The sequence below is a fragment of the Bifidobacterium sp. LH_730 genome (genome assembly GCF_056355835.1).
The window spans coordinates 16,910-43,506 of record NZ_JBKETB010000011.1 but is presented as its reverse complement, the minus strand read 5'-3'; the positions used below and the strand labels follow the sequence as shown (position 1 = coordinate 43,506).

The following is a 26,597-nucleotide window of genomic DNA, read 5'->3' as shown; positions in this document are numbered from 1 at the left end:
CCATTTGACATGCCCCCTTGGGGCCAGTCAGCGGGTCTGGCCGGCCAACCAACCGGCCAACCAAACCGGAACCTAGTCGATTTCCGCGCCGAGCTGGTAGAGCTTGCCGCGGAAATCGGCGTAGCCACGGTCGATCAGGGAGATGCCGTGGACGTCGGAGGGGCCGGAGGCGGCAAGCGCAGCGATCAGATGCGAGAAGCCGCCGCGCAGATCCGGCACGTCGATGTCGCGGCCGGTCAGCGGCGTCGGTCCGAAGATCACGGCGGAATGCTTGTAGTTGCGCTGCTGGAAGCGGCACGGCAGCGATCCCAGGCACTCGCGATACAACTGGATCGTCGCGCCCATCGACACCAGCGGCTTGGTGAAGCCGAAGCGGTTCTCGTAGACGGTCTCGTGCACGATCGACAGACCATTGGCCTGCGTCAGCGCGACGACCAGCGGCTGCTGCCAGTCGGTCATGAAACCGGGGTGCACATCCGTCTCGATCGCCACGGGCTTCAAATCCCCGCCCGGATGCCAGAAACGGATGCCTTTGTCGGTGATGTCGAACTCGCCGCCGATCTTGCGGAACACGTTGAGGAAGGTCATCATCTCCGGCTGCGTGGCGCCCTTGACGAAGATATCGCCATGCGTGGCCAGCGCGGCCGACGCCCAGCTCGCCGCCTCGATGCGGTCGGTCAGCGCGGTGTGCGTGTATCCCTTGAGCTCGTCGACGCCCTCGATGCGGAAGGTGCGGTCGACGTCCACGGAGATGATCGCGCCCATCTTCTGCAACACGGCGACCAGATCCATGATCTCGGGCTCGGTGGCCGCGCCCGACAGCTCGGTCTTGCCCTTGGCGAGCACGGCGGCCAGCAGCGTCTGCTCGGTGGCGCCGACGGACGGATAGGGCAGATGGATCTTCGCGCCGGTCAGGCCGTTCGGCGCGGTGATATGGATGCCGTCCTTATGCTCCTTGTCGACGTTCGCGCCGAGCTTGCGCAGCGTCTCGAGATGGAAGTCGATCGGGCGTCCGCCGATATTGCAGCCGCCGAGCGCCGGGATGAACGCCTCGCCGAGGCGATGCAGCAGCGGGCCGGAGAACAGGATCGGGATGCGGCTGGAACCGGAGAGCGTGTCCACGTCGGCCACGTCGGCGAGCTGCACATGCGTCGCGTCGATGGTCACGATGCCCCTGTCACCGTTCACATCCACATCCACGCCGTGCAGGCGCAGCAGGTCGGAGACGACGTGCACATCGCGGATCTCGGGCACGTTCTTGAGCACGGATTTGCCGGGGGCGAGCAACGCCGCCACCATCGCCTTGCTCACGAAGTTCTTCGCGCCGCGCACCTTGATCGTTCCGTTCAGCGGCTTGCCGCCCTCGACATGCAGGACGTCGGTTTCCGGATTCTCTGACACAACCGCCTCTTTCGAACTCTGGGGTTTCGGACACACTGTATTCCAGTCTGCCATATGCGATGTGCCGGAGACGTGAAATGCCCCCAAAGGAACATTTTCGGGGTATCCGGCAACGCCTCGCGCACCGCGATGCCCTCGGTTCTCATGGAGCGCTGGTATCGTATTCGCTGAAAAACGGCCTTCTGGCCTTACGCAAAGGAGCACATATGACCACCGTCGCCATCGTCGGCTGCACGCATGCCGGCACATTCGCCGCCACCTCGATCCTCGCCGAGCACCCGGATTGGCAGGTGCATGTCTTCGAGCGCAACGACACGCTGTCCTTCCTCTCGTGCGGCATCGCGCTGTGGGTCGGCGACCATGTGTCCGACCCGAAGAAGATGTTCTACTCCTCCCCCGAGGCGCTGGCCGCCGCGGGCGCGACGATGCATATGCGCACCGACGTCACCTCGGTCGACGTCGCCGGCAAAACGCTCGCCTATCGTCCGGTGGACGATCCATCCGCCGCCGAGGAGACGCTCGCCTACGACAAGCTGGTCGTCACCACCGGTTCCAAGCCCGTCGTGCCGCCGATCCCGGGCATCGACTCGAAGCATGTGATGCTGTGCAAGAACTGGGACCACGCGATGGCGATCAAGGAGAAGGCGAAGAGCGCGAAGTCGGCCGTCATCATCGGCTCGGGATACATCGGCGCCGAGCTGGCCGAGCAGTTCAGCCTCACCGGCGTCAAGACGACGCTGGTCGACGGACTCGACCGCGCGCTGGCGAAGAACTTCGACAAGCCGATCACCGATATAGTCGAGAAGGCCTTCACCGACCACGGCGTGACGCTGGCGCTCGGGCAGAAGGTCGTCGAATTCCGCGACAATGACGACGACACGGTGACGGTGGTGACGGAGAAGGGCGAATACACGGCCGAGATGGCGATCCTGGCCGTCGGATTCCTGCCGCGCACCGACCTGTTCACAGGCCAGCTCGATATGCTGCCCAACGGCGCGATCGTCGTCGACGACTATATGCAGGCCTCCGTGCCCGGCGTGTTCGCCTGCGGCGACTCGGCCACCGTGTTCTACAACCCGACCGGCAGGCACGACTACATTCCGCTGGCGACGAACGCGGTGCGCCAAGGGCTGCTGGTCGGTCGCAATATCGAGACGCCGACCGTGGCGTATATGGGCACGCAGGCCACGTCGGCCGTGCAGCTCTACGACCTGTCGCTGGCCGCCTCGGGCCTGACGCAGGCGGGCGGCGAGGCGCGCGGGGTTCAGGTGCGCTCCACCGAGCTGACCGAGGACTACCGCCCCGACTTCATGCTCACGACGGAGAAGGTCACCGCGATCCTGACATGGGATCCGGCGACGCGCAAGGTCAAGGGCGCGCAGTTCTGCTCGAAGGCCGATATCTCGGGCGCCGCGAACGTCGTGTCCGTAGCGATCCAGGCCGGTTTCACGATCGACCAGCTGGCGAACGTCGACTTCCTGTTCCAGCCGAACTTCGACAAGCCGGTGTATTACGTCGGCGCCGTGGCGATGAAGGCCGCCGCCGAGTGAACTGACCGACCGGCCGGCGCCGGAGCCTCTGACGCCGGGACTTGGAGCGTACGTTTCTGAGCACTCCGACAATGGGTATGCGCAGGAACGTACGCTCAGTTCATCTCAGCGTACGTTTGTGAGCAGAGGTATGGCTAGGCTGCGCAGAAACGTACACTGAGGCAGGCTAAGCGTACGTTTCTGCGCAGGGATATGGGCGGAGTGCTCAGAAACGTACGCCAGGATAAGGAATCGAGACCCGAGATGGCTCAGAGCGCGGCCTTGATCTGCTGCGCCAGTTCCGGGTTCCACATCGCGCCGGTGGCGGACATCACCGAGTCCGCACCGGCGTCGATATATGCCTGATAGTCGGCCGGCGACACCACGCCGCCCACGCCATTGATCGCGAAGTCAAGGCCAAGCCGCTCGCGGATGGCGGCGAGACGGCGCACCATATCGAGGCCGGCTCCGCGGATCGCGTTGCCGCACACGCCGGAGCGATCGCGGCCGGCGCCCGGCAGCGCCTGATTGCCGTCCTTGTCGACCAGCTTCGCGGAGATGGTGTTGATCGTGCTGAATCCCTGCACGCTGCCACGACCGACGGTTTCGCGCACCATGGTTTCCAAGGCTTCGTCGGAGGGGATGTAGGCGAGCTTGACCATCAGCGGCAGGTCGCCGATTTCGTTCTTCACGGCCTCGGTGATGCGCCCGACCAGCAGCGGGTTGTGGCACAGCAGGCGGTTGTGGCCCTCGTTCGGGCAGCTAGTGTTCATCACCATGAGCCGCGCGCCGGTTTCCTTGACCAGGCGTGCCGTGGTCACGTGATCGGCGATATAGTCCGCTTCGGTGGCGCCGGGATCGCGCGAGCCTTGGAAGCTCGGCACCAGCACCTGTCCAGGACCGGCGGCGGCGATGGCCTTGCACATATCGGGCTGCCAGTCGTCCGGGCTTTGCGAGGGGACGCCGAAGGAATTGGAGATGGAGATGGGCTGCCCGTAGTTGGTGTCGGCGAGCACGCCCTCGTCCAGTTCGGCGCTGCCCGGGGTCAGGCTGCCATCCGCGGAACGCGGGTGCACGGCGAGCACATTCGGGAAGGGATTGCAGCCCCACGCCCGCGAGCGCACGGTTTTGTAGGTGGCCAGATCGAAGCCCATGCGGAAGGCGGCGGTCGTGAAACGCTCGTTGAGGAGCGGCCCGGCGGGGATACCGAAGGGCAGGTTCACCGGGACGCCGAGGAAGGTCGCGCCGGAGGCCGCGGGCTGGGTCTGGGCGCTGTCGCCGGCATCTTCGCCTGCGTCGTCCAGCGCCTCGGCGAAGGCACCGAACGGACCTTGCGCGTAGTTGTCCTCATAGGTGAGATTCACGTCGTAAAAAGGCTTGATATCGGTCATATTCCCATAGTATCCCTCGCCGTCTTAGGCACGGTCCAAAGTCGAGGCACAATCTCAGCCAAAAACGGAATCATCTGCCAGCATGCGATATCGGTTCATCACGGATGGGACCGTATACGCCGTAATCGCATGCTCCGCTCGTCCACCCGGTAAAACATGCCCAAAGTACCCCCCCCCCCCGCCTAAAATGGCGAATCATGAGTGAACGGGAAGGAACGGGCGCGGCGTTGCCCACGCTGGTGGCGGCCGTTGACAACGACCGGATGGCGCTGCTGGCGCTGAAAGCCATTGTGCCGCAACTGCTGCCGGGGGCGCGGTGGCTGTGGGGAGCGCAGACCGCCGACGAGGCGGTAGCCCGCGCGTTGGATCCCGAGACGCGGCCGAAGTTGCTGCTGGTCGATATGTCGCTCGGCGAATCGACGGGCGTCGAAGTGTGCCGACGAATCCGGCTGCGCACCGACCGCGTGGCATTGCTCGCGGTCACAGCCTTCCAGACGCATGATTATGCGGACCGTGTGGCGGAGGCGGGCGCACAGGGCATTGTGTCGAAGGCCGATATGCCGAGGCTGATGCAGGCGGTGCGCACCGTGGCGGCCGGTGGCGTGTATGGCACGGGAACTGCAGTGGGCGGCGCTGCCGACGCGGCAAGCGACGCGCGGACAAGCAGTGCAGTCTCGGGAATCGAAACCGGCGCGGCAAGCACGGAAAACGCGGGCGACGCACCCGGAATCACCAGAGCGAGCGGCATGACTGGGGCTATTGACGCACATGCGATGTTCCACACACCGAGCGAAGCGCACCGCATATTGGTCGAACGCACCGATGCGGCCGAAGGTAAGAACGAAGCGCCGAAGCTCGGCGCGAAGGAAGCCGAGACCCTGCATCTGCTGTCACGCGGCTTCAGTTATGAGCAGATCGCCTCACAATGGGGCATCGCCGCGTCAACGGTGCGCACACATGCGCATCGCGCGGTCGAGAAACTGGGCGCCAACTCGCTGGCGCACGCCATTGCGCTGTGGTTGAGCGCCTGACGGCTGCCCTTCGGACCAGGTTCGGGCAAACTGTTGGCGGTTTTGGGCTTCTGTTGGTAATTGCGCGGCGACGCACGGAATAGGAACCTTATGAAAACGGCTTGAAATGGCGGTTTTGCATGACGCTGATTTTCGGGATTCCCAGCACGACCACCAACAGAAGCCCAAAACAACCAACAGTTTGCTCCACGCCACCCGAAACACGCATCGATCGACTCACCGCAACGGGATGTGGGCGTTCAACACCCACACGCCGTCTTCGGCAGCGGCATTGAGCTCGCCGCCTAAAGCCTCGACCTCAGCGCGGTGCAGCGCCAGACCTCGGCCATGCCGCATGCGACCGAACGCCTGCAGCCCATCGGACGCGACGGCAAGCGGATTCGTGGCCGTGACACGCAGTCCCCCGCTGTCAGTGGAGACGACCACGGCATACGGTCCGCCATCCGAATCGCCATGGCGCACGATATTCGCGTAGATCTCTTCCAGAAGGCCCAATGTGCAGCGGCGAATCGGCTCCAGCAGCCGGCCGTTCTCCCCTTGTACGCTGGCCACAGGATCATCCAGCCGAACCTTGGCATGCCCTTCGAATCCGAGCATATGCATCATCCGGTCCCGGTCCTCGCAGTAACGTTCAAGGCTCACGGAACTGGCATCGGTCGTTTCCCCCACCTCTGCACCAGCGGTATCGCCGAGATCCTTCGCGCCATTGAGCACATCGATGACCTCGTGCGTGCGGTCAAGCGCATGGTGCGCGCATTGGTAGATCATGTCGAGCATCTCCCGGTCGTCGTCGACCATCTTCGCTTGCCAAGCCAACATGGCGATCACCGAAGCGTCGTTGGCCACCGAGTCATGGATCATATGCGCGAGCTCCTGTTCGCGCGTGAGACGCCCGACCATCGCCTCGCTGCGTTCGCGCCGCGCATTCGCGGAGTGGGTTTCGGCGAAGGCATGGCCCATCGCCACCGACATGCCGCTGAGGATGCAGGAGACGGCCACGCCGCCCACGAAATACACCACCGGCCCTGGTCCGGGCATGCTTGCGGCGGCCGCGGCTGCTTCGCCGGATAGACCGAGCCCGGGCCCCTGCGCGGAAGGATGATTCTGCGCCCAAAGCGCGGCCATCGTGCCATCCACGATTCCCCGGATGCCGGATAACGCCGGGCTATCCGCGCCAAGCCATACGCCGGACGCGGTTTCGGCGAGCGCATAGCCCACGACCACACCGACCCGCGCAAACCAACGGCGATAGACATATCCGGATCCCAGGAACAGGCAGAACAGCACGATGACCACGCCGAGCTCGTCGGGTTCGTATCGTTCCCCCGCACCAGCCAGCACCCACATCTCGACCAGGCACAACGCCAATCCGACCGGCGGCACGACCCGCGGCGCGTGAGGCAGCGCCCACAACAATGCGACACCCACCAGCATCGCCAGCGCATGCACCGGTGCCGACGGCGGCACCAGCACGGCCACCAACGCCAGAAGCGCAATGCCGATCGCGCGGGTTTTGGCGAGGAAGTGAGGCTCATGCCACCAGACGCGCCACCGGCGCCAAAGCGCCTTCGCAGAAACCTCCCCGCTCACGATTGCGTTCCCCGGGAAGCGTTGGGCGCCGCGTCGAAACGGACGCCAGTCGGATTCGACGGCAGCACACCGAACACAATCGGCACGACATAGCCAAGCAGCCATTGCGCGATCGCCATAATCACCATTCCGGCCTGCACATCGACGCCCCACGACTCAACGAACAGCGGCATCACCACCGTGACCAGGGCCGTCAGATCGAAGACGAACGGCAGCGCGGCCCACCATCCGCTGTGGTTCGCGTCATGCAGACGCCGCACGGTCAGCGACAACGCCGGCAGGAAGATGGCCAGTTGCAGCACACCCGACGCCACGTCCGAAATCGGCGTTTCGTCGCTGCCCGCCCCTTGCACGGCCATATCGATGGCCACGGTGACTGCCGCGACCGCAGCCGCCAGAAGCATCAGGAACAGCATCGCCCACCAGTATTCGCCGCGCGAGGCGCGCCCGGAGAAGGTCAGCCCCTTGCGCCAGAGCCGGGCGACGGCCCGGCCGAAGCCAATGCCATACCACGGCGCCCACAGCGGCGGTTCGGCAGGCATGCCGGCGATCGGCGGCATCGGGCGCGCCGCCGCGGCCGTCGGAAGAAAACTTGACTGGCTCGGCCGCGGTTCCGCTGTCTGCCATTCCCGCGCTTGCGGCGGCCGACCAGGTGAATGCGGCTGGCCCGACTGCGGTTCCATTGTCTGCGGTTCTTGCCGCTGCGGCGGCTGCGGCCCTTGTGTTCCCCGTTGCGCCTGTTGGCTCGCAATGTGTTCTGCCATACGTTCCATGATGCGTCCCCTTTCGTCGTGGATCGACGGCACCATGCTGTCGTGCTTCCCCGCCCTGGTCCACATTCTGCGCCCGCCGGTCAACAGATGTGTACGACGCGGCTTCGTAATCCCCCATCGAAGGCCGCGCACCATATTATGAAACCAACCTAGGGAAGGAACACCATGCCTGATGACGCAATGCCGACGACGATCCAGGACTGCGACTCCGCCGGCTCCGACGCCAGCGCCTCTTACCAATCGACCCATATCGACGCGCCCGCACCCGGAATCGATGCGGAGCCAGCGCCCGCATGGCGGCAGCTGCCGGCGCAGGTCAAGCGCGTGTGGCTGATCGTCGAGCTCATCGCCTCGGCCGCGCTGATCGGCGGCGCGGCCGCGTTCGCCGCCCTGTGCGTGGCGCTGGATTGGTGGGGATTGTGGCAAGGCGTGGCGGCGGGTGCGGCCGCGGCCGTGGGACTCGTCGACCTAGTCACGACGCCGTTGCAGATCCGATATTCCTATCAATTCTGCCGGTTCCGCATCGGCGAACGCGACATACGCATCGCCAAGGGCTGGATATTCCGTTCCAGCGTGACCGTGCCATTCAACCGCGTTCAGCACGTCGACACGAAGCAGGGGCCGGTGCTGCGATCCTGCGGATTGACGAAGGTCGTCGTCAGCACGGCCGTGGGCACGCACGAAATCGAGGCGCTGGAATCCGACGAGGCCGAACGTGTCGTCGAGCAGATCACGGTGCGCGTGCTGGCCGCGAAGGAGGACGTGTGATGACCGGTTCCGCCGATATGAGCGCCGATTCCGGCAGCACCGGCGCGACGCCGACGAGCCTTCGAGAGAACGGCTGGCACCGCTTGCATCCGACGGCGCTTATCGTCGAGACCATCACCGCACTCAAGGCACTCGTCAGTTCGTTGATTGGTATCGTCGCGTTCTTCGGCATCTTCCGCACCGGCACGGCCACGGATATGTGGGTGTTGGTGTTGGGCGCGGCGGCGGTGATTGGATTCATCGCCGAGCCGATCAGCAAGTGGCTGACGACGCGCTATCGCTTGGACGAGGATGGGCTGGCGTTGCGCACGGGGCTGTTCCGGCGGTCACGGCGCATGGTGTCATATGACCGCATCCACGCGATCACGGTGTCGCAGCCGGTTCATATGCGTCCGTTCGACGTGGTGCAGTTGGCGATCGCCACCGGAGACGCCACCGATGGCTCGATTATTCTGGCCGCAGTGCCGAAGGCGCTGCAGACTGAATTGGAGAGGCTGCGGTCCGCTTACTCGATGTCAGGGGAAATCGGGGAGTCCGCATGCTGCGCCTCCGGACTCCCCGGGATATCCGGAGTCTCCAATCACGCATCCTCCGGGGACGTCGTGGACGACACGGATGCCAACGGCATCGTCGACGTTCCCCAGGCCCAGGACAGCGATCGCATATCTTCCGCTGCCGCAACGCATCGCGGTCCACGGTCGGCCAGGCCGAACCCCTCGCAAAACCCTGCGCCCATGACGTTGGATGCCGCGCCCACCGCCGCTCCCGCCCGCTTGGTTTTCCGCGCGTCGACGCGCGACATCCTGCTTTTCGCCCTGACCGATCTGGGATTCCTTGCCGCTGCCGTCGTGCTGTGGGGCTTCGTGCAGCAGGTCGAGGACGTGCTGCCGCGGCGTTGGACGCGTATGGCCGCGGATTCACTCAACGGCATGGCCGCGCGTGGGGCGTTGGCCTTGGCCGGTCTGTTGCTTGCGGCCGTCGCGGTATTGCTCGTATTCAGTGTGATCGCCGCCTTGGTGCGCTTCTACGGATTCGAGGTGCGGCGGCGCGGCGATGACCTTGTGGTCGAGCGCGGTCTGCTCACACGCCGCACTATGACGATGCCCATAAGCCGTATCCAGACCATCGTGGTGCGCCGCAATCCGCTGCGCCGCATCTTCGGCCTGTGTTCGGTGGAGCTTGGACTGAGCGCCGCGGGTCTCGGCGAGGCCGGAGACACGGAGGCGATGGAAGGCGCGAATGTGCTGCCGATGATCGGGCGGGCGAAGGTCTATGAGGTGCTGCGCGATATGTTGCCCGAATGGGACCTGCGCGAACCGGATCTGCACCGCACCGGGCGCGGATTGCTGCGCTATTATCTGCTGGCGCCGGTCGCGGCATCGCTGGCTTTGGCTGCGTGTGCGGCGGTTTCGTGGACGCTGGATATGGAGATGTTCTGGCCGATTTCCTTTGCTATTGCGACGGCAGTGGCGTTGCTATGGCTTGTTTCGCGTTGGATCAAGGCTCGCGTCGAAGGTTACGTTGTTCTTCCCGATGCGACTGTCATGACCAGCGAGCCAACTTCGACGTCTCAGAACGATTGCGCGCTGACGCCAGATGCAACCGGGCTACACGGCAGAGAGCCGTTGCACGGCGTGGTCTCGCATCGTATCGCGGTCTGCATGGAGCAGCGGTTCACGGAAATGACGCTGTTCACGCGACGTGCCCGCGTGCAAAGCGTGCAGCGTAACGTGCCGGCTTGGCGCGTGCGGCACGGCATCGAACGACTCACCATGCCGCTGTTTGTGATGAATGGCCTGAGCTGGCTGCGGTTCACCTTCATCCGCCGCGCCGATGCCGATGCTCTCGCGGCTTGGTTCAACGCATAAATGCATAGTGGGTTCTGTCGTCGGATAGCTGACGACAGAACCCACTCAATAAAATTCTTTTCAGGCCTCGACCGGCTGCAACGGCCCCGACCAGTCATACTCCAGCTCGCGGGCGGAGGCGATGGCCTCCTCGGGCAGGTGCTTGGCCGGCAGGGTCTTGGGCTTGAACGGGAACTTCTCGGCGCGCATCTTCTCATAGGCGGCGATGTCGTCCTCGTGCTGCAGCGTCAGGTCGATGTCGTCGTAGCCGTTCATCAGGCGCCAACGCGTGTAGTCGTTGACCTCGAAGGGCAGCGTCACATCGCCGCAGGTGACGGTCCGGTCCTCCAAGGAGACCGTCATCTCGCGTCCCGGTTCCTCCTCGAGCAGCTTCCACAGCAGCTCGACGGACTCCTGCGGCATGATGGCCGCCAGCACGCCGTTCTTCGCGGTGTTGCCGTAGAAGATATCGGCGAACGAGGGGGCGATGACCACGCGGAAGCCATAGTCATGCAGCGCCCATACGGCATGCTCGCGCGAGGAGCCGATGCCGAACTCGGGGCCGGCCACGAGGATGCGGCCGTCACGATATCCGTCGCGGTTGAGCACGAAGTCGGGGTCGCGGCGCCACGCATAGAACAGCGCGTCGTCGAAGCCCGTCTTCGTGACGCGCTTCAGGAACACGGCCGGGATGATCTGGTCGGTGTCGACGTTCGAACGGCGCAGCGGCACGCCCGCGCCGGTAACAACAGTGAGTTTTTCCATGGGTTACATATCTTTCCTTGATTGTCATTCTGACCGGAGGCCGAAGGCCGGAGCGGAAGAATCCCTCACGGTTGGTGACGGGAGGAGATTTTTCGACTCCGCTTCGCTCCGCTCAAAATGACAGGTGCTGAATCACAGATCTTCCGGCGACGAAATCGTGCCGCGGATGGCGGTGGCGGCGGCGACCAGCGGCGACGCGAGGTGCGTGCGGCCGAGCTTGCCCTGGCGGCCCTCGAAGTTGCGGTTCGAGGTGGAGATGCAGCGCTCGCCCGGCACCAGCTTGTCCGGGTTCATGCCGAGGCACATCGAGCAGCCGGCATTGCGCCATTCCGCGCCGAAGTCCTTGAACACCTGGTCCAGGCCCTCGGCCTCGGCCTGCAGGCGCACGCGCGAGGAGGCCGGCACCACGAGCACACGGTGGATGTTCTCGGCCTTGTGATGGCCGCGCATGATATTGGCCGCGGCGCGCAGGTCCTCGATGCGGCCGTTCGTACAGGAGCCGATGAACACGGTGTCCACGGCGATGTCCTTGATCGGAGTGCCGGGCTCGAGGCCCATGTAATCGATCGCGCGCTCTGCGGCGACACGTTTGGTCTCGTCGGCGATGGTCGCCGGGTCCGGCACGGCCGCGGTGATCGGCAGACCCTGGCCCGGGTTCGTGCCCCAGGTCACATAGGGCTGCAGATCGGCGGCCTCAAGCGTCACCTCGCGGTCGAACACCGCGTCGTCGTCGGTCCTCAGCGTCTTCCAATACTCGACGGCCTTATCCCACATCTCGCCTTCCGGAGCGTGCGGACGGCCCTTCAGATATTCGAAGGTCGTCTCGTCGGGCGCGATCATGCCGGCGCGCGCACCGCCCTCGATCGACATATTGCAGATCGTCATGCGGGCGTCCATCGACAGGTTGCGGATCGCCTCGCCGCGGTATTCGATCACATAGCCCTGGCCGCCGCCGGTGCCGATCTTCGCGATGATCGCGAGGATGATGTCCTTGGCGGTGGTGCCGGCCGGCAGCTTGCCCTCGACGTTGACCGCCATGGTCTTGAACGGCTTGAGGGAGAGGGTCTGGGTGGCCATCACGTGTTCGACCTCGGAGGTGCCGATGCCGAAGGCGAGCGCGCCGAACGCGCCGTGCGTGGAGGTGTGCGAGTCGCCGCACACGATGGTCATGCCCGGCTGCGTGAGGCCCAGGATCGGCGCGAAGGCGTGGACGATGCCCTGGTCCGCGTCGCCGAGGGCATGCAGGCGCACGCCGAATTCCTTGCAGTTCTTCTCCAGCGTGGACAGCTGCAGGGCGCTGGTCTTGTCCGGGTTCGGCCGGTCGATGTCTACGGTGGGCGTGTTGTGGTCCTCCGTGGCGATGAGCTGGTCGACATGGCGCGGTTTGCGGCCGGCCAGGCGCAGTCCCTCGAATGCCTGCGGGCTGGTGACCTCGTGCATCAGCATGAGGTCGATGTACAGCAGGTCAGGCGCCCCGTCGCTGCCCTTGCGCACCAAATGATCGGCCCAGACCTTCTCGGCCAATGTCATTCCCATATGGGTCCTCCTAAAAAATGTACGCAAGGGTATTGCCCTCGCGCATGTTTCGTGGTATCAAGCCTATGGTCGCGCCGGCGGAACGGTTGCGCCGGGCCCGGAATATGAGATTGCGCCGGCGCCATGCCCTGTTTCGGGGATGGGATCCCCGCCTCCCCAATCCACTGCGAATCGACGAGACCGCCGCGCCCGACCATCGCGACCTCTGTCCGCGAAGTTGCGGTTTCACTATATGAGATGGCATACTAGGAAGTTATGACCGTCCTCGAACAGACCACCGACCCGTCCGAAAACGGCTTGAAAGAGCCTCTTGACAGCCCGTTGACCACGAACGCGCCCGCGGCGCAGGACGACGGTGAGATTCATTCCGGCGTCGGAGTGCTTGACAAAACCGTGAAAATCCTCGACGCGCTCGAATCCGGCCCCTCGACCCTGGGCCAGCTTGTGGCCGCGACCGGACTGGCCCGCCCGACGGCGCACCGTCTCGCCATCGCGCTCGAGCGCCACCGTTTCGTGGTCCGCGACCAGCACGGACGCTTCGTGCTTGGCTCGCGATTCGCCGAACTCGCGGCCGCGGCCGGCGAGGACCGACTGTTGACTGCAGCGGGTCCGATTCTGCAGACGCTGCTCGACCGCACCGGGGAATCGGCGCAGATTTATCGCCGTCAGGGCGACCAGCGCGTGTGCATCGCCGCCGTGGAGCGTGCCTCCGGTCTGCGCGATTCGATTCCGGTGGGCGCGATGCTGTCGATGGAGGCCGGCTCCGCCGCGCAGATTCTGCTGGCATGGGAGGATTCCGAACGCCTCCACCAAGGGCTGCGCCATGCGAAGTTCACGGCCACGAAACTCGCGCAGGTGCGCAAGCGCGGCTGGGCCGAATCGATCAACGAGCGCGAGGAGGGCGTGTGCTCGATTTCCGCGCCCATCCGCAACGCCTCTGGACAGGTCATCGCCGCGATCTCCATCTCCGGCCCGACCGGCCGCATGGGATCCCAACCCGGACGCCGTTACGCGCCACTGGTCATGGCCGCCGGCAAATACCTGACCGACGCGCTGATCAAGGCCGCGGCGGGACGCTGAGGCAAGCCAGTCCACGGCTATAGGACACGATATAAGAAAACCGGGATCCGCAGATTCTCGCGGATTCCGGTTTTCTTATATCAGCACGTTATCACCGCAGCCATCCGAACAGCCGGCTCAGCAGGCTGGGTTTCCGCAGCAGATCGTCGCCTTCGCCATCCTGCGGCGGCTTCTGGTTCAGGGCGTAGGTGTAAGCCTTCTTGGAGCTGGGCTTGCCGACGAGTTCGCCGAATTCCAGCAATTGTGTGCGCGGCTCGTCGGGGTGACGGATGTCGAATTCAATCAGGCGCGTGGCGCGTTTGGCCGGCGCCGGGCCGTAGGAACCGAAGCCGCAGGTCGGCGTGGCGATGAGTTTGATGCCGTCGAGCGTGCCGACGAAGCCATTGCGATGATCATGTCCGGCCGCGACGCCGATATAGGCGGAGGGCACGGGCGCCGCCGAATCCTCGGATGCCGCTCCGCGCAGAATCGTGAATTCATCCGAAGCGTCGGGGCAACTGATGCCCTCGCCCAAGTATCCGCCGGGCTGGGTCCGCTCCTCGTCAAGCACATAACTCTGGCCGGCGTGGGCACGGTAGCCCTGCATCGCGAAGGCGGTGGTGGCGGGCACGGCACGAAGCAGACCATAGTATTCAGGCAATGGCATATGTTGGAACACCATCGAGGGCGCGCCGACCAGGCCCGGCGCCCGGCGCAGGAATTCCAAGGCCCGCGCGTCGGGCCCGGCGAAACCGCCGCCGCGCGCATAGTCTCCCGAGTCGAGGATCACCAAGCCGATCACGCTGCGCGTATGCTCCAGATCGGACACCGGCAGCGCGAAGGTGCCGGGCGCGCAGGCAAACACACGCTGCTCCGGCAGCGCGGCGCAGGACGCGGTCGAACGTTCCAGGTCGGCCGCACCATCCGCGATGGATGGATCGGCCAAGCCTCCCGGATTCAGACATCCAGGGAACTCACGGTACATGGCGTCGAGTTCGTCCACATCAAGCCCGCACTGGAAGTCATGGTTGCCATAGGTCACGGCGAAGGGCACGCCGCGTTCGATCAGAGGCTTGAGGAACTGACCGATGGCTCCGCGCACCAGTTCGCGCGTATGTCCCATCGCGTCGTCACTGGAATCCCCACGCGCCCCATCCGCCGCCTCCGCGCCGTCCGACCAACGACGTTTGCGGAAGGTATCGGCGAAGGCCGCGTCATATCCGGCGATCTGATTGCCGGTGAAGACCACAAGATCCGGCCGCACCGTGTCGAGGCTGGCGGCAATAAGGCTGATGGTATCCTTCGAAACCTTCGGACCGTCCTGGATGTCGGCGACCTGCAACACGCGGAACTTGCCCGACTGATGGAATTGAAGGCGTCCCAAGCGCGCCGACACCGACACCGGGCGTCGGTCCCCCGCATCGGCGGGTTTGATCCTCGGCTTGGTCGACATGCCTTCGGGCGCGCGCTGTGTTTCCGTCATGCCTTCCAAGTGTATTACCGCCATCGCATGGTCAACGCCGGAGACGGCGGATAACAAAAAACCCTCGCTTCCGCGAGGGCTCATTGGCTGGGGTGCCTGGACTCGAACCAAGAATGGCTGAACCAGAATCAGCTGTGTTGCCAATTACACCACACCCCAATTTGGCTTGGCGTGTCAATTCCTTGGGAATCGACCGTCGTACCCCCGACCGGATTTGAACCGGTGTTGGCGCCGTGAGAGGGCGTAGTCCTAGACCGCTAGACGACGGGGGCATATTCAGTTTTTCAACCGGCTGCTCGGTGAACCGCGCAACAGGTGATTAATATACGCACCCTTCGCGATGAATGCAAATCTCGGCGTGTCGCGCCGCCGGCTTTCCCTCGGAAAGCCAATAGCGGCGCGGCGCGAGGCGGACCAGAGGACAGTCCAATGGACTGTCCTCCCGCCGGAGCCATCCTTATAACAGGACGCAGTCACGCACTCACCGCCGCGACTCGAGGCAGGTCACAGGTGCTCGCGCAGGCCCTGGAGACGGGCGAGGGTGAGATCCTTGCCGAGGATCTCCATGGACTCGAACAGGGGCGGGGAGACGCGGCGGCCGGAGACGGCCACGCGCACCGGGCCGAAGGCGAGGCGCGGCTTGTAGCCGCCTTCCTCGATCAGCGCGGTGTTGAGCAGCTCGTGCAGCGGCTCAGCCTTCCAGTCCGCGGCCTCGTCCACGCCGGACAGCGCGGCGATGGCCTTGTCGAGCACGTCACCGGCGGAATCCTTGAGCGTCTTGCGCGCATCGTCGGCGGGTTCGATATAGCCCTCGGTCGACAGCAGCGAGCCGACCATGCCGGCGACCTCGCCCAGCAGACGCACACGCGGCTGGACCAGCGGCGCGGCGGCCGTCAGAATCTCACGCTCGCGGTCGGTCAGCGTCTCCCAGGAATCGGCCGACACCACGCCGTCGCGATGGAGATACGGCACGGAACGCGCCAGGAAGTCGGCCGGCTCAAGCATGCGGATGTGCTCGGCGTTGATCGAGATGGCCTTGTCGAGGTCGAAGCGGGCCGGATTGGCCTTCACATCGCGCACGTCGAAGTTCGCGATCATCTCGTCCATCGAGAACACGTCGTTATCGGGCGCGATGGACCAGCCGAGCAGCGCCAGATAGTTCAACAGGCCCTCGCGGATAAAGCCGTTGTCGCGGTGGTTGAACAGATTCGACTCCGGGTCGCGCTTGGAGAGCTTCTTGTTGCCCTGGCCCATCACATACGGCATGTGGCCGAACAGCGGCATCTCCTTGGCGATGCCCAGTTCCATCAGGTCGCGGTAGAGCACGATCTGGCGCGGAGTGGAGCTCAGCAGGTCCTCGCCGCGCAGCACGACGTTGACCTCCATCATCGCGTCGTCGACCGGGTTGGTCAGCGTGTAGAGCGGGTCGCCGTTGGGGCGCACGATCACATAATCCGGCACGGAGCCGGCCTTGAACTCGATGCGGCCGCGAATCAGATCGTCGAAGACCACATCCTCATCGGGCATACGCAAACGCAACGCGGGCTTGCGTCCCTCGGCGCGGAAGGCGGCCTTCTGCTCCTCGGTCAGGTTGCGGTCGTAGCCGTCGTATCCGAAGGCCTCGGGACGGCCGGCGGCGAGATTGCGCTCCTTGATCTCGTCGGGCGTGGAGAAGGATTCGTAGGCATAGCCGGCCTCAAGCAGCTTCGCGGCGACATCCTTGTAGATGTCGGTGCGCTCGGACTGACGGTAGGGGCCGTGGGGGCCGCCCACGTCGATGCCCTCGTCCCAGTCGATGCCAAGCCAGCGCAGGGATTCGAGGATCTGGTTGTAGCTCTCCTCGGAGTCGCGCACGGCGTCGGTGTCTTCGATGCGGAAGATCAGCTTGCCGCCGGTGGCGCGCGCCTCGGACCAGTTAAACAGGGCGGTGCGGATCATGCCGACGTGCGGGGTGCCGGTCGGGGACGGGCAGAATCGCACGCGGACGTTTTTCGGGAGTTCGGGTTTGGTGTTGTCAGCTTCGCTCATGCCTCATATTGTGCCGCGCCCGACGGACCGTGCGGGGTGCGCCCGGCCCACGCATGGCCACGGAATCTCGCGCAACCGGACGTTTTCTGAGACAATGGACGAGGATTCATATGCCATCGAGGAAAGGGGCAATTATGAGCGATCCGAATATCAATATGCAGAACGAGGGGCAGATGCCCGGGTTCCAGCCCGCAAACGGGGACGCGGCGCAGCCGGCTCAGCCCGCTCAGCCTCAGATGCCGCAGGTTCCGGAGATTCCGCAGGCGCAGCAGGCGCCGGATATGCCGCAGACGCCGGCATACGGGGCCGCACCCGAAACACCGGCGGCGCCGCAGTATGGACAGGAATATGGTCAGGGCGGCCAGAGCGTGCCGCAGTATGCCGCGCCCGCCGCCACACCGCAGTACGGACAGCCCGCAAGTCAGCCGGCGTATGGTCAGTCCGCAGACCAGAACCCCTACGCCCAACCCATCAGCCAGCCCGTCTATGGACAAACCGCAGATCAAAATCCTTACACCCAACCCGCCGGACAACCCGTCTACGGACAAGGCACAGATCAAAATCCTTACACCCAACCCGCCAGCCAACCGGCCTACGGACAGGCCGCGAATCAACCGCCTTACACCCAGCCCGCGCAGGGCATGCCGCAATACGGGCAGCCGGCCTATGGCCAGCCCGCCTACGGACAACCCGCGCCCGGCGCCGGCCAGCCGCTGCCGCAGGGCGTGCCCGCCTATGCCGGCGCGCAGTTCCCCGGCGGCGAGCCCGCGCTCGACCAGCCATGGTATGGAATCGGTTTCGTTCCCGCCGTGAAGCGGTTCTTCCTCAAATACGCGACCTTCTCCGGACGCGCGTCGAAGGGCGAGTTCTGGTGGGTGATCCTGTTCTTTGTGCTGGTGAACATCGCGATCGGCGTCATCGCCACGCCGCTGCCGTCCGCGGCTGCCACCGGCATCGATGTCGTCTGGCGACTGGCGACCGTCGTGCCCTTCGTGGCCGTGGCGGTGCGCCGTCTGCATGACACGAATAAGTCCGGCTGGTGGGCGCTGCTGCCTGGCATTCCATATGCCATCACGACGGTGTGGTCGCTCATCTGGGAACCCATGGCACTCAACACGCTCACGGGAATATCGATGAATCTCGACCCCAACGATCCGGCGCAGGTGGAGATGCTTGCGCGCCAACTCGGCAGCGTGATGACGCCGTTGGCGGGCATGGGCCTGCTCGGACTGGTCTATCTCATCTCCGGCATCGTGCTGATGGTTGGCCGCACGAATCCTGCCGGCGCACGCTTCGACACGCAGCGCTGAGCACATCCCCCAAAACGCCTGATGCCCCTCAGATGAGGGGCATCAGCATATTCGACGCGTTTTCAACGGCTCAGAGTTCGACAGTTTCCTTGTTCGGATCGTCCTTGATATGCGCGAATTTGGCGGCGAGCGCCTCCTTGCTCTTGCGCTCGTCCTCCTCCTTGGCGCGCTTCTTCGCCTCGACCGGATCCCAGAGCACATCCTCTCGGTGCTTGGCCCACTCGGTTTCGGCCAGCGGCGCGATGACTGCGGCCACGGCCTCGACCGATGCGCTCGGATCGGCCGCGTTAACCGCGGCATGCACCATCGTGTGGAAGCCTTCGGCATCCGGGCACAGGCGGGGCACGGCCACGCGTTCGCATAGTTCGTTAGCATAGAGCGCCACCGGCAGGGCGCGACGAGCCGCAAACTCGGCCGCATTCGCATCATCCGCAGCCTCGCCATCACCGCAGATGGCGGCAAGCAACGCATCGATGGCGAGCAGCACCACGGCGAAACGCCGCGCCACTTCCCCGGGATCGGCGGAGGTGTCCAACCGCTCCCCCGGCCTTGCCTCGGCGCCCACCGTACGCTCCACCGTCTCCATCACGGCCTTCGCCGCGGCGGTGGCTTCCGCGCTCCAATCCACGCCCAGCTCATCGACGGCCCCCAGCGGCAGCTCGATGTCTCCGGTCTCCGAATATTCGGCCACGCCGTCGTAGGCGTCGTTGGCGGCAAGCAGCGCGTCGACGATCTCCTGAGGGCGTCCCGGAATCTCGTCCGCGCCCTCGTAGACGAATTCGGCGTCCGGCATCGTCACCTCCTGGCCGGTCAGGATCGCGGCGATCATGCGGGTGACGCGCACCTGCAGGTTTTCGGCGTATTTCGCGTCGTTGTCCATCTGCTTGGCATCGGTCAGCGGCCATAGTTCGATAAGGCTCGCGCCGGCCTTGGCGGCCTGCCGCACGACGGGCAGCGCCGCGACGCGCGCGATATCGGAGGGATTGAGTTCGAAGGACATGCAAGCTCCTTTGCGTGGGGTCGTGATCCTCACTTCATCCTAGTCAGTGAAGGATGGAGCATGCGGATGGATCAAAGTGCGTTCCATCACAATTGCGTTTTGTCATAAGGATGGCTCCGTCGGCACGGAAGCGCACAGCGCTTCCTCTTCGGCCTCCTCACGCGAGCGTCTTATGCGATTCCTTTGGAATCGCGGACGCTCGCCGCGGGATCTACGTAAGTGATTGACAATACGCGGTGGGTGTCGCTGTCGTAGGTGACGGAGGTGACCGAGGCGAGCGCCGTCTTGCGCAGGAACATCCAGTGCTCGGGATGGCCGGTTTCCAGCAGATGTCGATACGACCAGATCGGTGACTCGTGGCTGACGACGACGATCTGCCGCCCGGCCCATTCGTCGACCTTCTCGTCGGCGAAATTCTTGACACGCGCGGCGATATGACGGTAGGACTCGCCCCAGGTCGGCTTATATAGGTTGCGGATCAGCTTCAGGTTCTCCGGGCGCCACAGCGCTCCGTCACCATGGCCGATGCGCTTGCCGCGGAACTCGTTGGCCGCCTCGATAACCCGCTCATCCGTGCGCAGTTCCAGCGGCTCCTCGCCGCGGACGGTGCGCACGTCGTTCAACGCATCCAATATCGCGCCCGCCGTCTCCCTCGTGCGGTCCAGCGGCGAGGAATACACGGCGGCGACGGTGTTCATCTGCGGACTCGACGCGATATAGTCGGCGGTCGCCTCGGCCATGCGCCGACCGACGTCGGACAGATGGAAATCGGGCAGGCGTTCGTAGAGCACATGGCCCGGATTGTGGACCTTGCCATGGCGGACGAAATGTATGGTGGTGGCGGTCATCTCAGGCCCCTCCCTATTCGAACACATAGCTCCAAATGTTGTTCCAAATCTACCGCGTGTCGCGGAACAGTCGCGGGTAAAGTCGCCGTGTCGCAAACATGCGCGGCCAACGCCACGCACCCCTTTGCGCGACCAACAGGACGACACATCGTCAACGATGAGGGCTCCGACGCAAACAGTTTGCGCCGGGGGACATCCAATCGGGAGCGGAAAGGAGCGGGTGTCACTATGTCTTTGGTCCATCGTTTGTTCGGCGGCTACGCAGAGCTTCTGCGCATACCGCACACCGCACGCTTCGCCGTCGGCGCCGTGATCGCGTGCATGCCGTTCCCCATGGTCGGTATGACCATCACGATTTCGGTGCAGCATTATTACGGCAATTATTCGCTCGCCGGAGCGCTGACCGCCGTGCAGGCCATCGCCTTGGCCGTCACCAGCCCGCTGCTCGGCAAACTCGTCGACAAATTCGGCCAGCGCCAGGTCTCGATCCCGACAATCGTCGTGTGGGTGATCGCGGCGACCTTGCTGATCACCTGCATCACCAATCACGCGCCCGCATGGGTGCTGTTCTGCATCACGCCGTTCCTCGCCGCGATCCCGCCGTGGGGAGCGATGAGCCGCGCCCGCTGGACGCGCCTGCTCAAGGGCGACCATGAGCGCACGAACCGCGCGCTGAGCCTGTCGGGCGTGTTCGACGAATGCATGTGGGTGATCGGCAATCCGCTGGCCTCCACGCTCGCCGTGATCTCGGGCCTGCTGTCGATGTCGTTCACCGGCATGTGCGTGGTCATCGGCGCGCTGATGTTCCTGACCGAGATGTCGACCGAGCCGCCGTCGCAGACCAAGCTGGCGCGCGAGGCCGGCATGACGCGCAAGCAGTATCGCGAGCAGGAGGCGGCGCATGCGGCGGCGCTGAAGGCCGAGACGCTGGCCGAGAACGTGCGGCGCGAGCAGAGGGCGAAGGGCGCTTCCGAGGAGGAGATCCGCCGCGCGATCGAAGTGGAGATGGCCGAGAAGGCGACCGCCACAAAGGAATCGATCTGGGGGCCGGGTCTGATCGCCGTGTGCGTGACCTGGTTCTCGCTGGGCGCGTTCCAGGCGGCGACCTCGATCTCGATCATCGCCTTCGCCACCGAGCAGGATATGAAGCAATACACCGGCTTCGTCTTCGCCTGCTTCTCGTTCTCCTCGCTGATCGGCGCGCTCGTCTACGGCGCGAAGAACTGGCGGATTCCGCTGTGGAAGCGCTTCTACTTCTGCCTGGCGGTGGTGAACATCGGCATCGGCTCGTTCATGCTCGCCAAGCACCTGTGGGTCATCATGATCATCTACCTGCTCATCGGCGTGTGCCAAGCCCCCACGTGGATCAACGGCAACCAGCTGATGCTGCACCTCGTGCCGCCGTCGCGCTTCACCGAGGGCATGGCGTGGATGGGCGCGATGAATTCGATCGGCTCGTCCTTCGGTTCGGCCGTCGCCGGGCAGTTCATCGACCGATTCGGCTCGCATGGCGGCTTCGTCGTCGTCACGGTGCTTGCGCTGAGCTCGCTGGCCATCGCCTTCATCGGCTTCAAGCAGATCAAGTCCTCCACCGAGGAACCGACGCTGACCGAGGTAGTGGTCTGATCTTTCCTGATTTTCTTGGGATATGCGAACGCCGACTCCGGAACCGGGGTCGGCGTTCGTTTATATTCGCCTCATATTGGCTTAAGTCTTACTTCGGCCAGCCCTTGGGCGTATGCTCCAGCGACCACACACCCAGGCGGTGCGAGAAGCTCTGCTCCCACTTGGCTTCGAGCTGCTCGGGCGTCAAACGATTGTCGGCGCTCTTAAGGCGGTTCATCGCATTCGTGTGCGTGTCGTCGAGCAGCCATTTGCGGATGAGGAAGTTCCACACCGCCACGACGAAGGTGGCGACGATCTTACCGCCGTTCGTGCGGATCAGATATTCGAGGTGCTGCGAAACGTAGGCGTCGCGGTTCATGCCGTAGGTCGACAGCCAGATGATCGCGTCGTTCATGAACAGGCCGACCACCGCGGAGGCCACGAAGATAAAGATCTCCATCCAACGCGCCATATCGTCGCGGTGCTTGAACACGAAGCGCATGCTCGCCAGATAGTTGAAGACCAGGGCGATGAGGAAGGATACCGTGCCGGCCAGCACGTTGTGCAGATGGAAGACGCCCACCAGAAAGTTCAGTATGCCGAAGTCGATGACGGCGGCGATCACGCCCACCACACCGAACTTCATCAGCTGCTCGATCAGTTTTTTCACAAGGGTTCATTTAACACGCGCCGCCTGACCGGCGGGCGGGCGACGGGGCGAATCCTCACAATACTTCTCGACAAGGGAGCCGCCAAGGCTGGCGCTTTGCCTATCACTATGATGAGGGATGAGTTATCCCATCGATTGAAGGAGCGTTATGCCCGTCATCCACACCCATGTGTCCGTGTCCACTACCCCGGAGCAGCGCGAGGCCCTCAAGGCCGCCTACGGCAAGGCCATTACGGCGGTTCCCGGCAAGTCCGAAGGCTGGCTGATGTGCCCGTTCGAGGACCATATGCCAATTTATTTCGGCGGTGACGACTCGGCGCCGGCGGCTTATGTTGAGGTCAATGTCTTCGGTTCGTCGGTGCCGGGCTCGGCTTGGGAGAAGCTGACCCAGTCGATTATGGCCGCGCTCAACTCCGAGCTCGGCATCCCCGAGGACCGCACCTACATCCGCTACACCGCCACCACCGACTGGGGCTGGAACGGCGGCAATTTCTGATTTAGTGGGAGATTCCCAGTCACCATCAATACGGAACCCTGCTCCTTTTCCGGGGCAGGGTTCTGTCATAAGGATGGCTCCGGCGGCACGGGAGCCCACTGGGCTCCCTCTACGGCCGCCTCGCGTGACCGGCTTATGCGATTCCTCCGGAATCGCGGCCAGTCACACGATCTTCGGCATGGGGGTGGTGAGGCTGGTGGTCAGGTTGACGTGGACCAAGCCGGCGCCGGCGTGGACCTCGACCTTCTTCAGGGTCACGGTCCGCTCGGCCTCGGGCGCGCGGTCGTCGTCGGTCATCGTGGCCGGCGACTTGACCGCGACCAGCGCCAGATCGGCCAGCGAGATGCCCGCGGACTCGCACAGCTTCACGGCCGCGTCGCGCGAGGCGACGAAGCCATCCTTAAGCTTGACGCGCTCGGCCGGCACACCATAGGCGTTCTCGGCCACCCACTTGACGTTCTCGATCACCGACATGCCCTTATGCGAATGCGGGCGGGCCGGCATGGAGCCGTTCGTCAACGCATCGACGAAGGCATCGAGCTGCGGGGCCAACGCCTCGCCGCCGTCGCGGAACAGGTTGCCGACAATCGGATCGCGGAACTCCAGCTCGCGGGCGGTCTCGCGCAGCGCGGGCACCTGATCGTCCTCGCCCTCCCACAGGTTGATCAGCGGGAAGGTCGGGATATCAAGGCCCTCGAGGCGCTGGACATGGAACGGATAGCGCCAGGCGAGATCCGGGTCGTCGCGCCAGGTCGAGGCACGCGTGACGACGATGGCAGCGGACGGCCACTGCGCGCCGTATTCGCGGCAGGCGATGTCGAGCCACTTCTGGGCGCCCGCGTCGGTGCCGTATCCGGCCTCGACGATGACGACGTCATGCAGCGCGCACGCCATCTCGACGGAGACCAGCGTCGGGATGCCGATGGACACGTTGGCGAAGGGGCCGCCGTGCACATACACCGGCGAACCGTTGACGGTCTCGGTCTTGGCCGGCTTGACCGCATCGGTCAGGATGCCGGTGATGCGCCACAGATCCACGAACTGACCGAAGGTGACGGCATTGCCGTCCTTCGTGCCGGCGATCATCTTGGAGACGCGATCGGCGATCTCGTCCATCGAACGCGACAGCACGACGATCTGCATAAGCTCGCAGGTCGGGGTGAGCACCACGCGCTCGGCCACGTTGTTCTTGCCGGCGTCCACGGTGATATTGCGCAGCGAACGGCTGGGAACCTCGGAGACGCGCGGCACGAGCACGGTGTCGATCACGCCCTCGTCCACGGCCTTCTCGGCGAAGGAGACCAACAGGTTCTGGGCCGCTTCGATCGCGCCCATTTCGCCGCACAGACCCCAGTCGATGAGCTCCGGGTGGGTCAGGGAGGCCTTGCCGCCGCCGGACGCGCCGCCCTTGGAACCGGCGGCCGTGATGCCCATGCTCGGCTGACGCAGCACGGCGGCCGCGTCGATGCCGCGCTTGTTGAGCGCGTCGATTAGCGCGATGGTTGTCGTGGTCTTGCCCTCGCCACGGCTCGCCTTGAGCGGGGTGTCCGCCGTGACCAGCACGACCTTGCCGTGCTTGCGAGGCGCGTCGGGATTGTTCTTCAGATAGTCGAGATAGCCAAAGGCATCGATTTTCTGGACCAGACCGTATTGGGTGGTGAAGTCCTGGATGTCGGTCATGTACTTCCCTTCCTTTGTGTTCGTTACTTACATCTCATTTTTCCTCCCCTGGAGGGAAGGATGGGGGCAGTGCTTGCGTTCTGCTATAAGGATGGCTCCGGGGTATGGAAGCGCACTGCGCTTCCATACCCCTCGCGTCGGATTTCCTGTGAAATTCGGCGTTGCCGAATTTCAGAAATCCGACATATGGAAGCCGTTCTTCATGGCCATGGAGCGGGTGAACAGCACGGAGTCGAGCAGCTTGTCGGTGTCGGCCTTGAGCTTGTCGGCGAGCGTCTGGTTGGCCGCCTCAAGCACTTCGCGCGAGGCCGTGTCGGCGCGGAGCGCGGCGATGATCTCGTCCGGCTCCATCGGCTGCACGTCGCCATCCGTCTCGTCCGCCTCGAACTCCGCATCCATATCGATGCCGGTGATCTCGGCGACCTTCGCATCGGCCTCGGCGACGCCGGCGTGACCATAGGCGCCGGTTTTCTCCTGATAGCGCTCGATGGCGTTGGAGGTGTCGGCGAACGCACCGTCGGCGAGCGCGGCGATGACGCGGTTGGCCCAATAGAAGTTCTCGGTCGTCACGCGCGTGGTCGTGTTCTCGAGATACTTCGGCGTGACCGACACGTTCGCATAGAACGGCACCAGCGTGTTGAACGGGTTGGAGCCGTAGGCGATCCACTGAAGCGTGCGCGAGGCCTGCGGACGGTAGGGACGGATCTGCATGACGGCCAGCTGGGACTGGCGGTTGATGCCGATCGGGCGATACATGCCGCGGGTGTGCTCGTCGCCCTTCTTGCCATACGGATCGTAGGGCGTGCCCTGGTAATGGCCGGACAGCACGTATTTGATGTCCTCGATGGTGATCTTGCGTTCCGGCTGGCGCGCCCACGGGATGTCGTTGGATTCGGGGCCGTGGTCGGCGTCGGGGCCGTCCCACACCTCGTCGTAGGGGTTGAGGAAGCGCTGCATCCACCACGCGCGCGGCGTGTTGTAGACGTGGTCGGAATCGGAATGCGAGCCGAAGACGTCGCGCGGATTGAGCGGAGTGCTGTTCTCGACGGCCAGGTCGAGATGGTTGCGGCCGATGAACTCGGCGAGGTCGGCGGAGCACATATGCTCCTCCTGGTCGCCCAGAGCATCGTCGAGGTCGAATTCGTCGATGCCGAGCTGGTTGGGCATCGTCACATAGGCCTCGTCGGGCACGCGCTTGGCGATCCAATGATGGCCGCCGACGGTCTCCAGCCACCAGATCTCGTCGACGTCGGAGAAGGCGACGCCGTTCATCTCATAGGTGCCGTATTCCTCGAGCAGCGCGCCGAGTCGGGCGACGCCTTCGCGCGCGGTCTTGACATAGGGCAGGACGATGGTGAGGAAATCCTCTTCGCCGATGCCGCCGGGGATTTCGGGACGGTCGTCCTCGGCCTTGACGAGCTCGACGAAGGGGTCGGCGCCGAGCACGCGCTCGTTGGTCGTCAGGGTTTCGGTGGCGCTCATCGCGACGTTGGCTTCGTTGACGCCGGCCTCGCCCCAGATGCCTTCCTTGAGGTCCGCGTTGGGGACGGCGGTGTATCGCATCGGGTCGTCGGGCAGGTCGATTTCGACGTGCGAGAGGACGGAGCGGTAGTGGCGCGGCTGTTCGTCGGGGTTGACGACGACGAAACGCTTGGGATTGAACTCGCCGTTGGCGGAGTCCTCATTGCGGGCGATGATCGTGGAGCCGTCGTAGCTCGCGTCCTTGCCAACGAGAATCGTGGTGCAGGCCATGGGGTTGGGAATTCCTTTCTTCGTATGTGGTTTAT

General features: G+C 64.5%; 21 protein-coding genes and 2 tRNA genes. 8 read left to right on the top strand and 15 right to left on the bottom strand.

Annotated elements, in window-relative coordinates; genetic code table 11:
* Nucleotides 1-72: 72 nt before the first annotated feature.
* A complete protein-coding gene (murA, locus tag AC1AUD_RS11200) occupies nucleotides 73-1,401 on the bottom strand; it encodes a UDP-N-acetylglucosamine 1-carboxyvinyltransferase (protein ID WP_476574466.1) in 1,329 nt (442 codons plus the stop codon).
* Nucleotides 1,402-1,607: 206 nt separating this feature from the next.
* Between murA and AC1AUD_RS11195 the strand changes: the two genes are divergently transcribed.
* Nucleotides 1,608-2,951 carry an NAD(P)/FAD-dependent oxidoreductase gene (locus AC1AUD_RS11195; RefSeq protein WP_476574465.1) on the top strand — a complete coding sequence of 448 codons (1,344 nt, stop codon included), beginning with the start codon at nucleotides 1,608-1,610 and terminating at the stop codon, nucleotides 2,949-2,951.
* Between the two features lie 248 nt (nucleotides 2,952-3,199).
* Here AC1AUD_RS11195 and AC1AUD_RS11190 read toward each other — a convergent pair whose 3' ends face one another.
* Nucleotides 3,200-4,321: a diguanylate cyclase gene (locus tag AC1AUD_RS11190; protein ID WP_476574464.1), complete on the bottom strand. Its 1,122-nt coding sequence runs from the start codon at nucleotides 4,319-4,321 to the stop codon at nucleotides 3,200-3,202.
* 197 nt (nucleotides 4,322-4,518) lie between these two features.
* Between AC1AUD_RS11190 and AC1AUD_RS11185 the strand changes: the two genes are divergently transcribed.
* Nucleotides 4,519-5,352 (top strand): response regulator transcription factor, encoded by an 834-nt coding sequence (locus AC1AUD_RS11185; protein ID WP_476574463.1) that lies wholly within the window; start codon nucleotides 4,519-4,521, stop codon nucleotides 5,350-5,352.
* Nucleotides 5,353-5,568: 216 nt separating this feature from the next.
* Here AC1AUD_RS11185 and AC1AUD_RS11180 read toward each other — a convergent pair whose 3' ends face one another.
* Together AC1AUD_RS11180 and AC1AUD_RS11175 are read right to left on the bottom strand one after the other, a co-directional pair.
* Nucleotides 5,569-6,942 carry a sensor histidine kinase gene (locus AC1AUD_RS11180; protein ID WP_476574462.1) on the bottom strand — a complete coding sequence of 458 codons (1,374 nt, stop codon included), beginning with the start codon at nucleotides 6,940-6,942 and terminating at the stop codon, nucleotides 5,569-5,571.
* Nucleotides 6,939-7,751: a DUF805 domain-containing protein gene (locus tag AC1AUD_RS11175; RefSeq protein ID WP_476574461.1), complete on the bottom strand. Its 813-nt coding sequence runs from the start codon at nucleotides 7,749-7,751 to the stop codon at nucleotides 6,939-6,941. Before AC1AUD_RS11175 ends, AC1AUD_RS11180 begins: the two co-directional genes overlap by 4 nt.
* 129 nt (nucleotides 7,752-7,880) lie before the next feature.
* On the opposite strand from AC1AUD_RS11175, the gene AC1AUD_RS11170 reads away from it, so the two are divergent.
* Together AC1AUD_RS11170 and AC1AUD_RS11165 are read left to right on the top strand one after the other, a co-directional pair.
* A complete protein-coding gene (locus tag AC1AUD_RS11170) occupies nucleotides 7,881-8,483 on the top strand; it encodes a PH domain-containing protein (RefSeq protein ID WP_476574460.1) in 603 nt (200 codons plus the stop codon).
* Nucleotides 8,483-10,351 carry a PH domain-containing protein gene (locus tag AC1AUD_RS11165; RefSeq protein WP_476574459.1) on the top strand — a complete coding sequence of 623 codons (1,869 nt, stop codon included), beginning with the start codon at nucleotides 8,483-8,485 and terminating at the stop codon, nucleotides 10,349-10,351. The genes AC1AUD_RS11170 and AC1AUD_RS11165 overlap by 1 nt, the downstream gene beginning before the upstream one ends.
* A 60-nt stretch (nucleotides 10,352-10,411) precedes the next feature.
* Here the strand turns inward: AC1AUD_RS11165 and leuD are convergent, their stop codons facing one another.
* Nucleotides 10,412-11,095 carry a 3-isopropylmalate dehydratase small subunit gene (leuD, locus tag AC1AUD_RS11160; protein WP_476574458.1) on the bottom strand — a complete coding sequence of 228 codons (684 nt, stop codon included), beginning with the start codon at nucleotides 11,093-11,095 and terminating at the stop codon, nucleotides 10,412-10,414.
* A gap of 132 nt (nucleotides 11,096-11,227) precedes the next feature.
* Nucleotides 11,228-12,631 carry a 3-isopropylmalate dehydratase large subunit gene (gene leuC, locus AC1AUD_RS11155; protein ID WP_476574457.1) on the bottom strand — a complete coding sequence of 468 codons (1,404 nt, stop codon included), beginning with the start codon at nucleotides 12,629-12,631 and terminating at the stop codon, nucleotides 11,228-11,230.
* A 255-nt stretch (nucleotides 12,632-12,886) separates the two neighbouring features.
* Here leuC and AC1AUD_RS11150 point away from each other — a divergent pair, with 255 nt between their 5' ends.
* Entirely contained in the window at nucleotides 12,887-13,711 is an 825-nt protein-coding gene (locus AC1AUD_RS11150; protein WP_476574456.1) for an IclR family transcriptional regulator, read from the top strand.
* Nucleotides 13,712-13,802: 91 nt separating this feature from the next.
* Here the strand turns inward: AC1AUD_RS11150 and AC1AUD_RS11145 are convergent, their stop codons facing one another.
* The 4 genes from AC1AUD_RS11145 to gltX form a co-directional block, all read right to left on the bottom strand.
* Nucleotides 13,803-15,173: a metallophosphoesterase family protein gene (locus tag AC1AUD_RS11145; RefSeq protein WP_476574455.1), complete on the bottom strand. Its 1,371-nt coding sequence runs from the start codon at nucleotides 15,171-15,173 to the stop codon at nucleotides 13,803-13,805.
* An 84-nt stretch (nucleotides 15,174-15,257) separates the two neighbouring features.
* Nucleotides 15,258-15,332: transfer RNA gene (locus AC1AUD_RS11140), tRNA-Gln, on the bottom strand.
* 40 nt (nucleotides 15,333-15,372) lie between these two features.
* Nucleotides 15,373-15,445, bottom strand: a tRNA-Glu gene (locus tag AC1AUD_RS11135).
* 232 nt (nucleotides 15,446-15,677) lie between these two features.
* The gene (gltX, locus tag AC1AUD_RS11130) at nucleotides 15,678-17,201 is read right to left on the bottom strand and encodes a glutamate--tRNA ligase (RefSeq protein ID WP_476574454.1); all 1,524 of its coding nucleotides are present in this window, start codon (nucleotides 17,199-17,201) and stop codon (nucleotides 15,678-15,680) included.
* 134 nt (nucleotides 17,202-17,335) lie between these two features.
* On the opposite strand from gltX, the gene AC1AUD_RS11125 reads away from it, so the two are divergent.
* Nucleotides 17,336-18,511: a DUF805 domain-containing protein gene (locus AC1AUD_RS11125; RefSeq protein WP_476574453.1), complete on the top strand. Its 1,176-nt coding sequence runs from the start codon at nucleotides 17,336-17,338 to the stop codon at nucleotides 18,509-18,511.
* A gap of 70 nt (nucleotides 18,512-18,581) precedes the next feature.
* On the opposite strand, the gene AC1AUD_RS11120 is transcribed toward AC1AUD_RS11125, so the two are convergent.
* Both AC1AUD_RS11120 and AC1AUD_RS11115 read right to left on the bottom strand, forming a co-directional pair.
* On the bottom strand, nucleotides 18,582-19,511 hold the full coding sequence (locus tag AC1AUD_RS11120) for a hypothetical protein (protein ID WP_476574452.1): 930 nt from the start codon (nucleotides 19,509-19,511) through the stop codon (nucleotides 18,582-18,584).
* Nucleotides 19,512-19,681: 170 nt separating this feature from the next.
* A complete protein-coding gene (locus AC1AUD_RS11115; RefSeq protein ID WP_476574451.1) occupies nucleotides 19,682-20,359 on the bottom strand; it encodes a histidine phosphatase family protein in 678 nt (225 codons plus the stop codon).
* Nucleotides 20,360-20,587: 228 nt separating this feature from the next.
* Here AC1AUD_RS11115 and AC1AUD_RS11110 point away from each other — a divergent pair, with 228 nt between their 5' ends.
* Nucleotides 20,588-21,985, top strand: coding sequence for an MFS transporter (locus AC1AUD_RS11110; protein ID WP_476574450.1), 1,398 nt, complete (start codon nucleotides 20,588-20,590; stop codon nucleotides 21,983-21,985).
* A gap of 88 nt (nucleotides 21,986-22,073) precedes the next feature.
* Here AC1AUD_RS11110 and AC1AUD_RS11105 read toward each other — a convergent pair whose 3' ends face one another.
* Nucleotides 22,074-22,610, bottom strand: coding sequence for a GtrA family protein (locus AC1AUD_RS11105; RefSeq protein ID WP_476574516.1), 537 nt, complete (start codon nucleotides 22,608-22,610; stop codon nucleotides 22,074-22,076).
* Nucleotides 22,611-22,782: 172 nt separating this feature from the next.
* On the opposite strand from AC1AUD_RS11105, the gene AC1AUD_RS11100 reads away from it, so the two are divergent.
* Nucleotides 22,783-23,130, top strand: coding sequence for a tautomerase family protein (locus AC1AUD_RS11100; RefSeq protein WP_476574449.1), 348 nt, complete (start codon nucleotides 22,783-22,785; stop codon nucleotides 23,128-23,130).
* A 162-nt stretch (nucleotides 23,131-23,292) separates the two neighbouring features.
* Here AC1AUD_RS11100 and AC1AUD_RS11095 read toward each other — a convergent pair whose 3' ends face one another.
* The gene (locus AC1AUD_RS11095; protein ID WP_476574448.1) at nucleotides 23,293-24,810 is read right to left on the bottom strand and encodes a formate--tetrahydrofolate ligase; all 1,518 of its coding nucleotides are present in this window, start codon (nucleotides 24,808-24,810) and stop codon (nucleotides 23,293-23,295) included.
* Between the two features lie 171 nt (nucleotides 24,811-24,981).
* Nucleotides 24,982-26,562, bottom strand: a complete 1,581-nt coding sequence (locus AC1AUD_RS11090; RefSeq protein WP_476574447.1) for a C69 family dipeptidase — start codon at nucleotides 26,560-26,562, stop codon at nucleotides 24,982-24,984.
* Nucleotides 26,563-26,597: the final 35 nt, after the last annotated feature.

Coding starts and splice junctions, on each gene's coding strand:
- AC1AUD_RS11195 (WP_476574465.1), top strand. CDS start 1,608: ATGACCACCGTCGCCATCGTCGGCTGCACGCATGCCGGCACATTCGCC.
- AC1AUD_RS11190 (WP_476574464.1), bottom strand. CDS start 4,321: ATGACCGATATCAAGCCTTTTTACGACGTGAATCTCACCTATGAGGAC.
- AC1AUD_RS11185 (WP_476574463.1), top strand. CDS start 4,519: ATGAGTGAACGGGAAGGAACGGGCGCGGCGTTGCCCACGCTGGTGGCG.
- AC1AUD_RS11175 (WP_476574461.1), bottom strand. CDS start 7,751: ATGGTGCCGTCGATCCACGACGAAAGGGGACGCATCATGGAACGTATG.
- AC1AUD_RS11170 (WP_476574460.1), top strand. CDS start 7,881: ATGCCTGATGACGCAATGCCGACGACGATCCAGGACTGCGACTCCGCC.
- AC1AUD_RS11165 (WP_476574459.1), top strand. CDS start 8,483: ATGACCGGTTCCGCCGATATGAGCGCCGATTCCGGCAGCACCGGCGCG.
- leuD (WP_476574458.1), bottom strand. CDS start 11,095: ATGGAAAAACTCACTGTTGTTACCGGCGCGGGCGTGCCGCTGCGCCGT.
- leuC (WP_476574457.1), bottom strand. CDS start 12,631: ATGGGAATGACATTGGCCGAGAAGGTCTGGGCCGATCATTTGGTGCGC.
- AC1AUD_RS11150 (WP_476574456.1), top strand. CDS start 12,887: ATGACCGTCCTCGAACAGACCACCGACCCGTCCGAAAACGGCTTGAAA.
- AC1AUD_RS11145 (WP_476574455.1), bottom strand. CDS start 15,173: ATGACGGAAACACAGCGCGCGCCCGAAGGCATGTCGACCAAGCCGAGG.
- gltX (WP_476574454.1), bottom strand. CDS start 17,201: ATGAGCGAAGCTGACAACACCAAACCCGAACTCCCGAAAAACGTCCGC.
- AC1AUD_RS11125 (WP_476574453.1), top strand. CDS start 17,336: ATGAGCGATCCGAATATCAATATGCAGAACGAGGGGCAGATGCCCGGG.
- AC1AUD_RS11120 (WP_476574452.1), bottom strand. CDS start 19,511: ATGTCCTTCGAACTCAATCCCTCCGATATCGCGCGCGTCGCGGCGCTG.
- AC1AUD_RS11115 (WP_476574451.1), bottom strand. CDS start 20,359: ATGACCGCCACCACCATACATTTCGTCCGCCATGGCAAGGTCCACAAT.
- AC1AUD_RS11110 (WP_476574450.1), top strand. CDS start 20,588: ATGTCTTTGGTCCATCGTTTGTTCGGCGGCTACGCAGAGCTTCTGCGC.
- AC1AUD_RS11105 (WP_476574516.1), bottom strand. CDS start 22,610: ATGAAGTTCGGTGTGGTGGGCGTGATCGCCGCCGTCATCGACTTCGGC.
- AC1AUD_RS11100 (WP_476574449.1), top strand. CDS start 22,783: ATGCCCGTCATCCACACCCATGTGTCCGTGTCCACTACCCCGGAGCAG.
- AC1AUD_RS11095 (WP_476574448.1), bottom strand. CDS start 24,810: ATGACCGACATCCAGGACTTCACCACCCAATACGGTCTGGTCCAGAAA.
- AC1AUD_RS11090 (WP_476574447.1), bottom strand. CDS start 26,562: ATGGCCTGCACCACGATTCTCGTTGGCAAGGACGCGAGCTACGACGGC.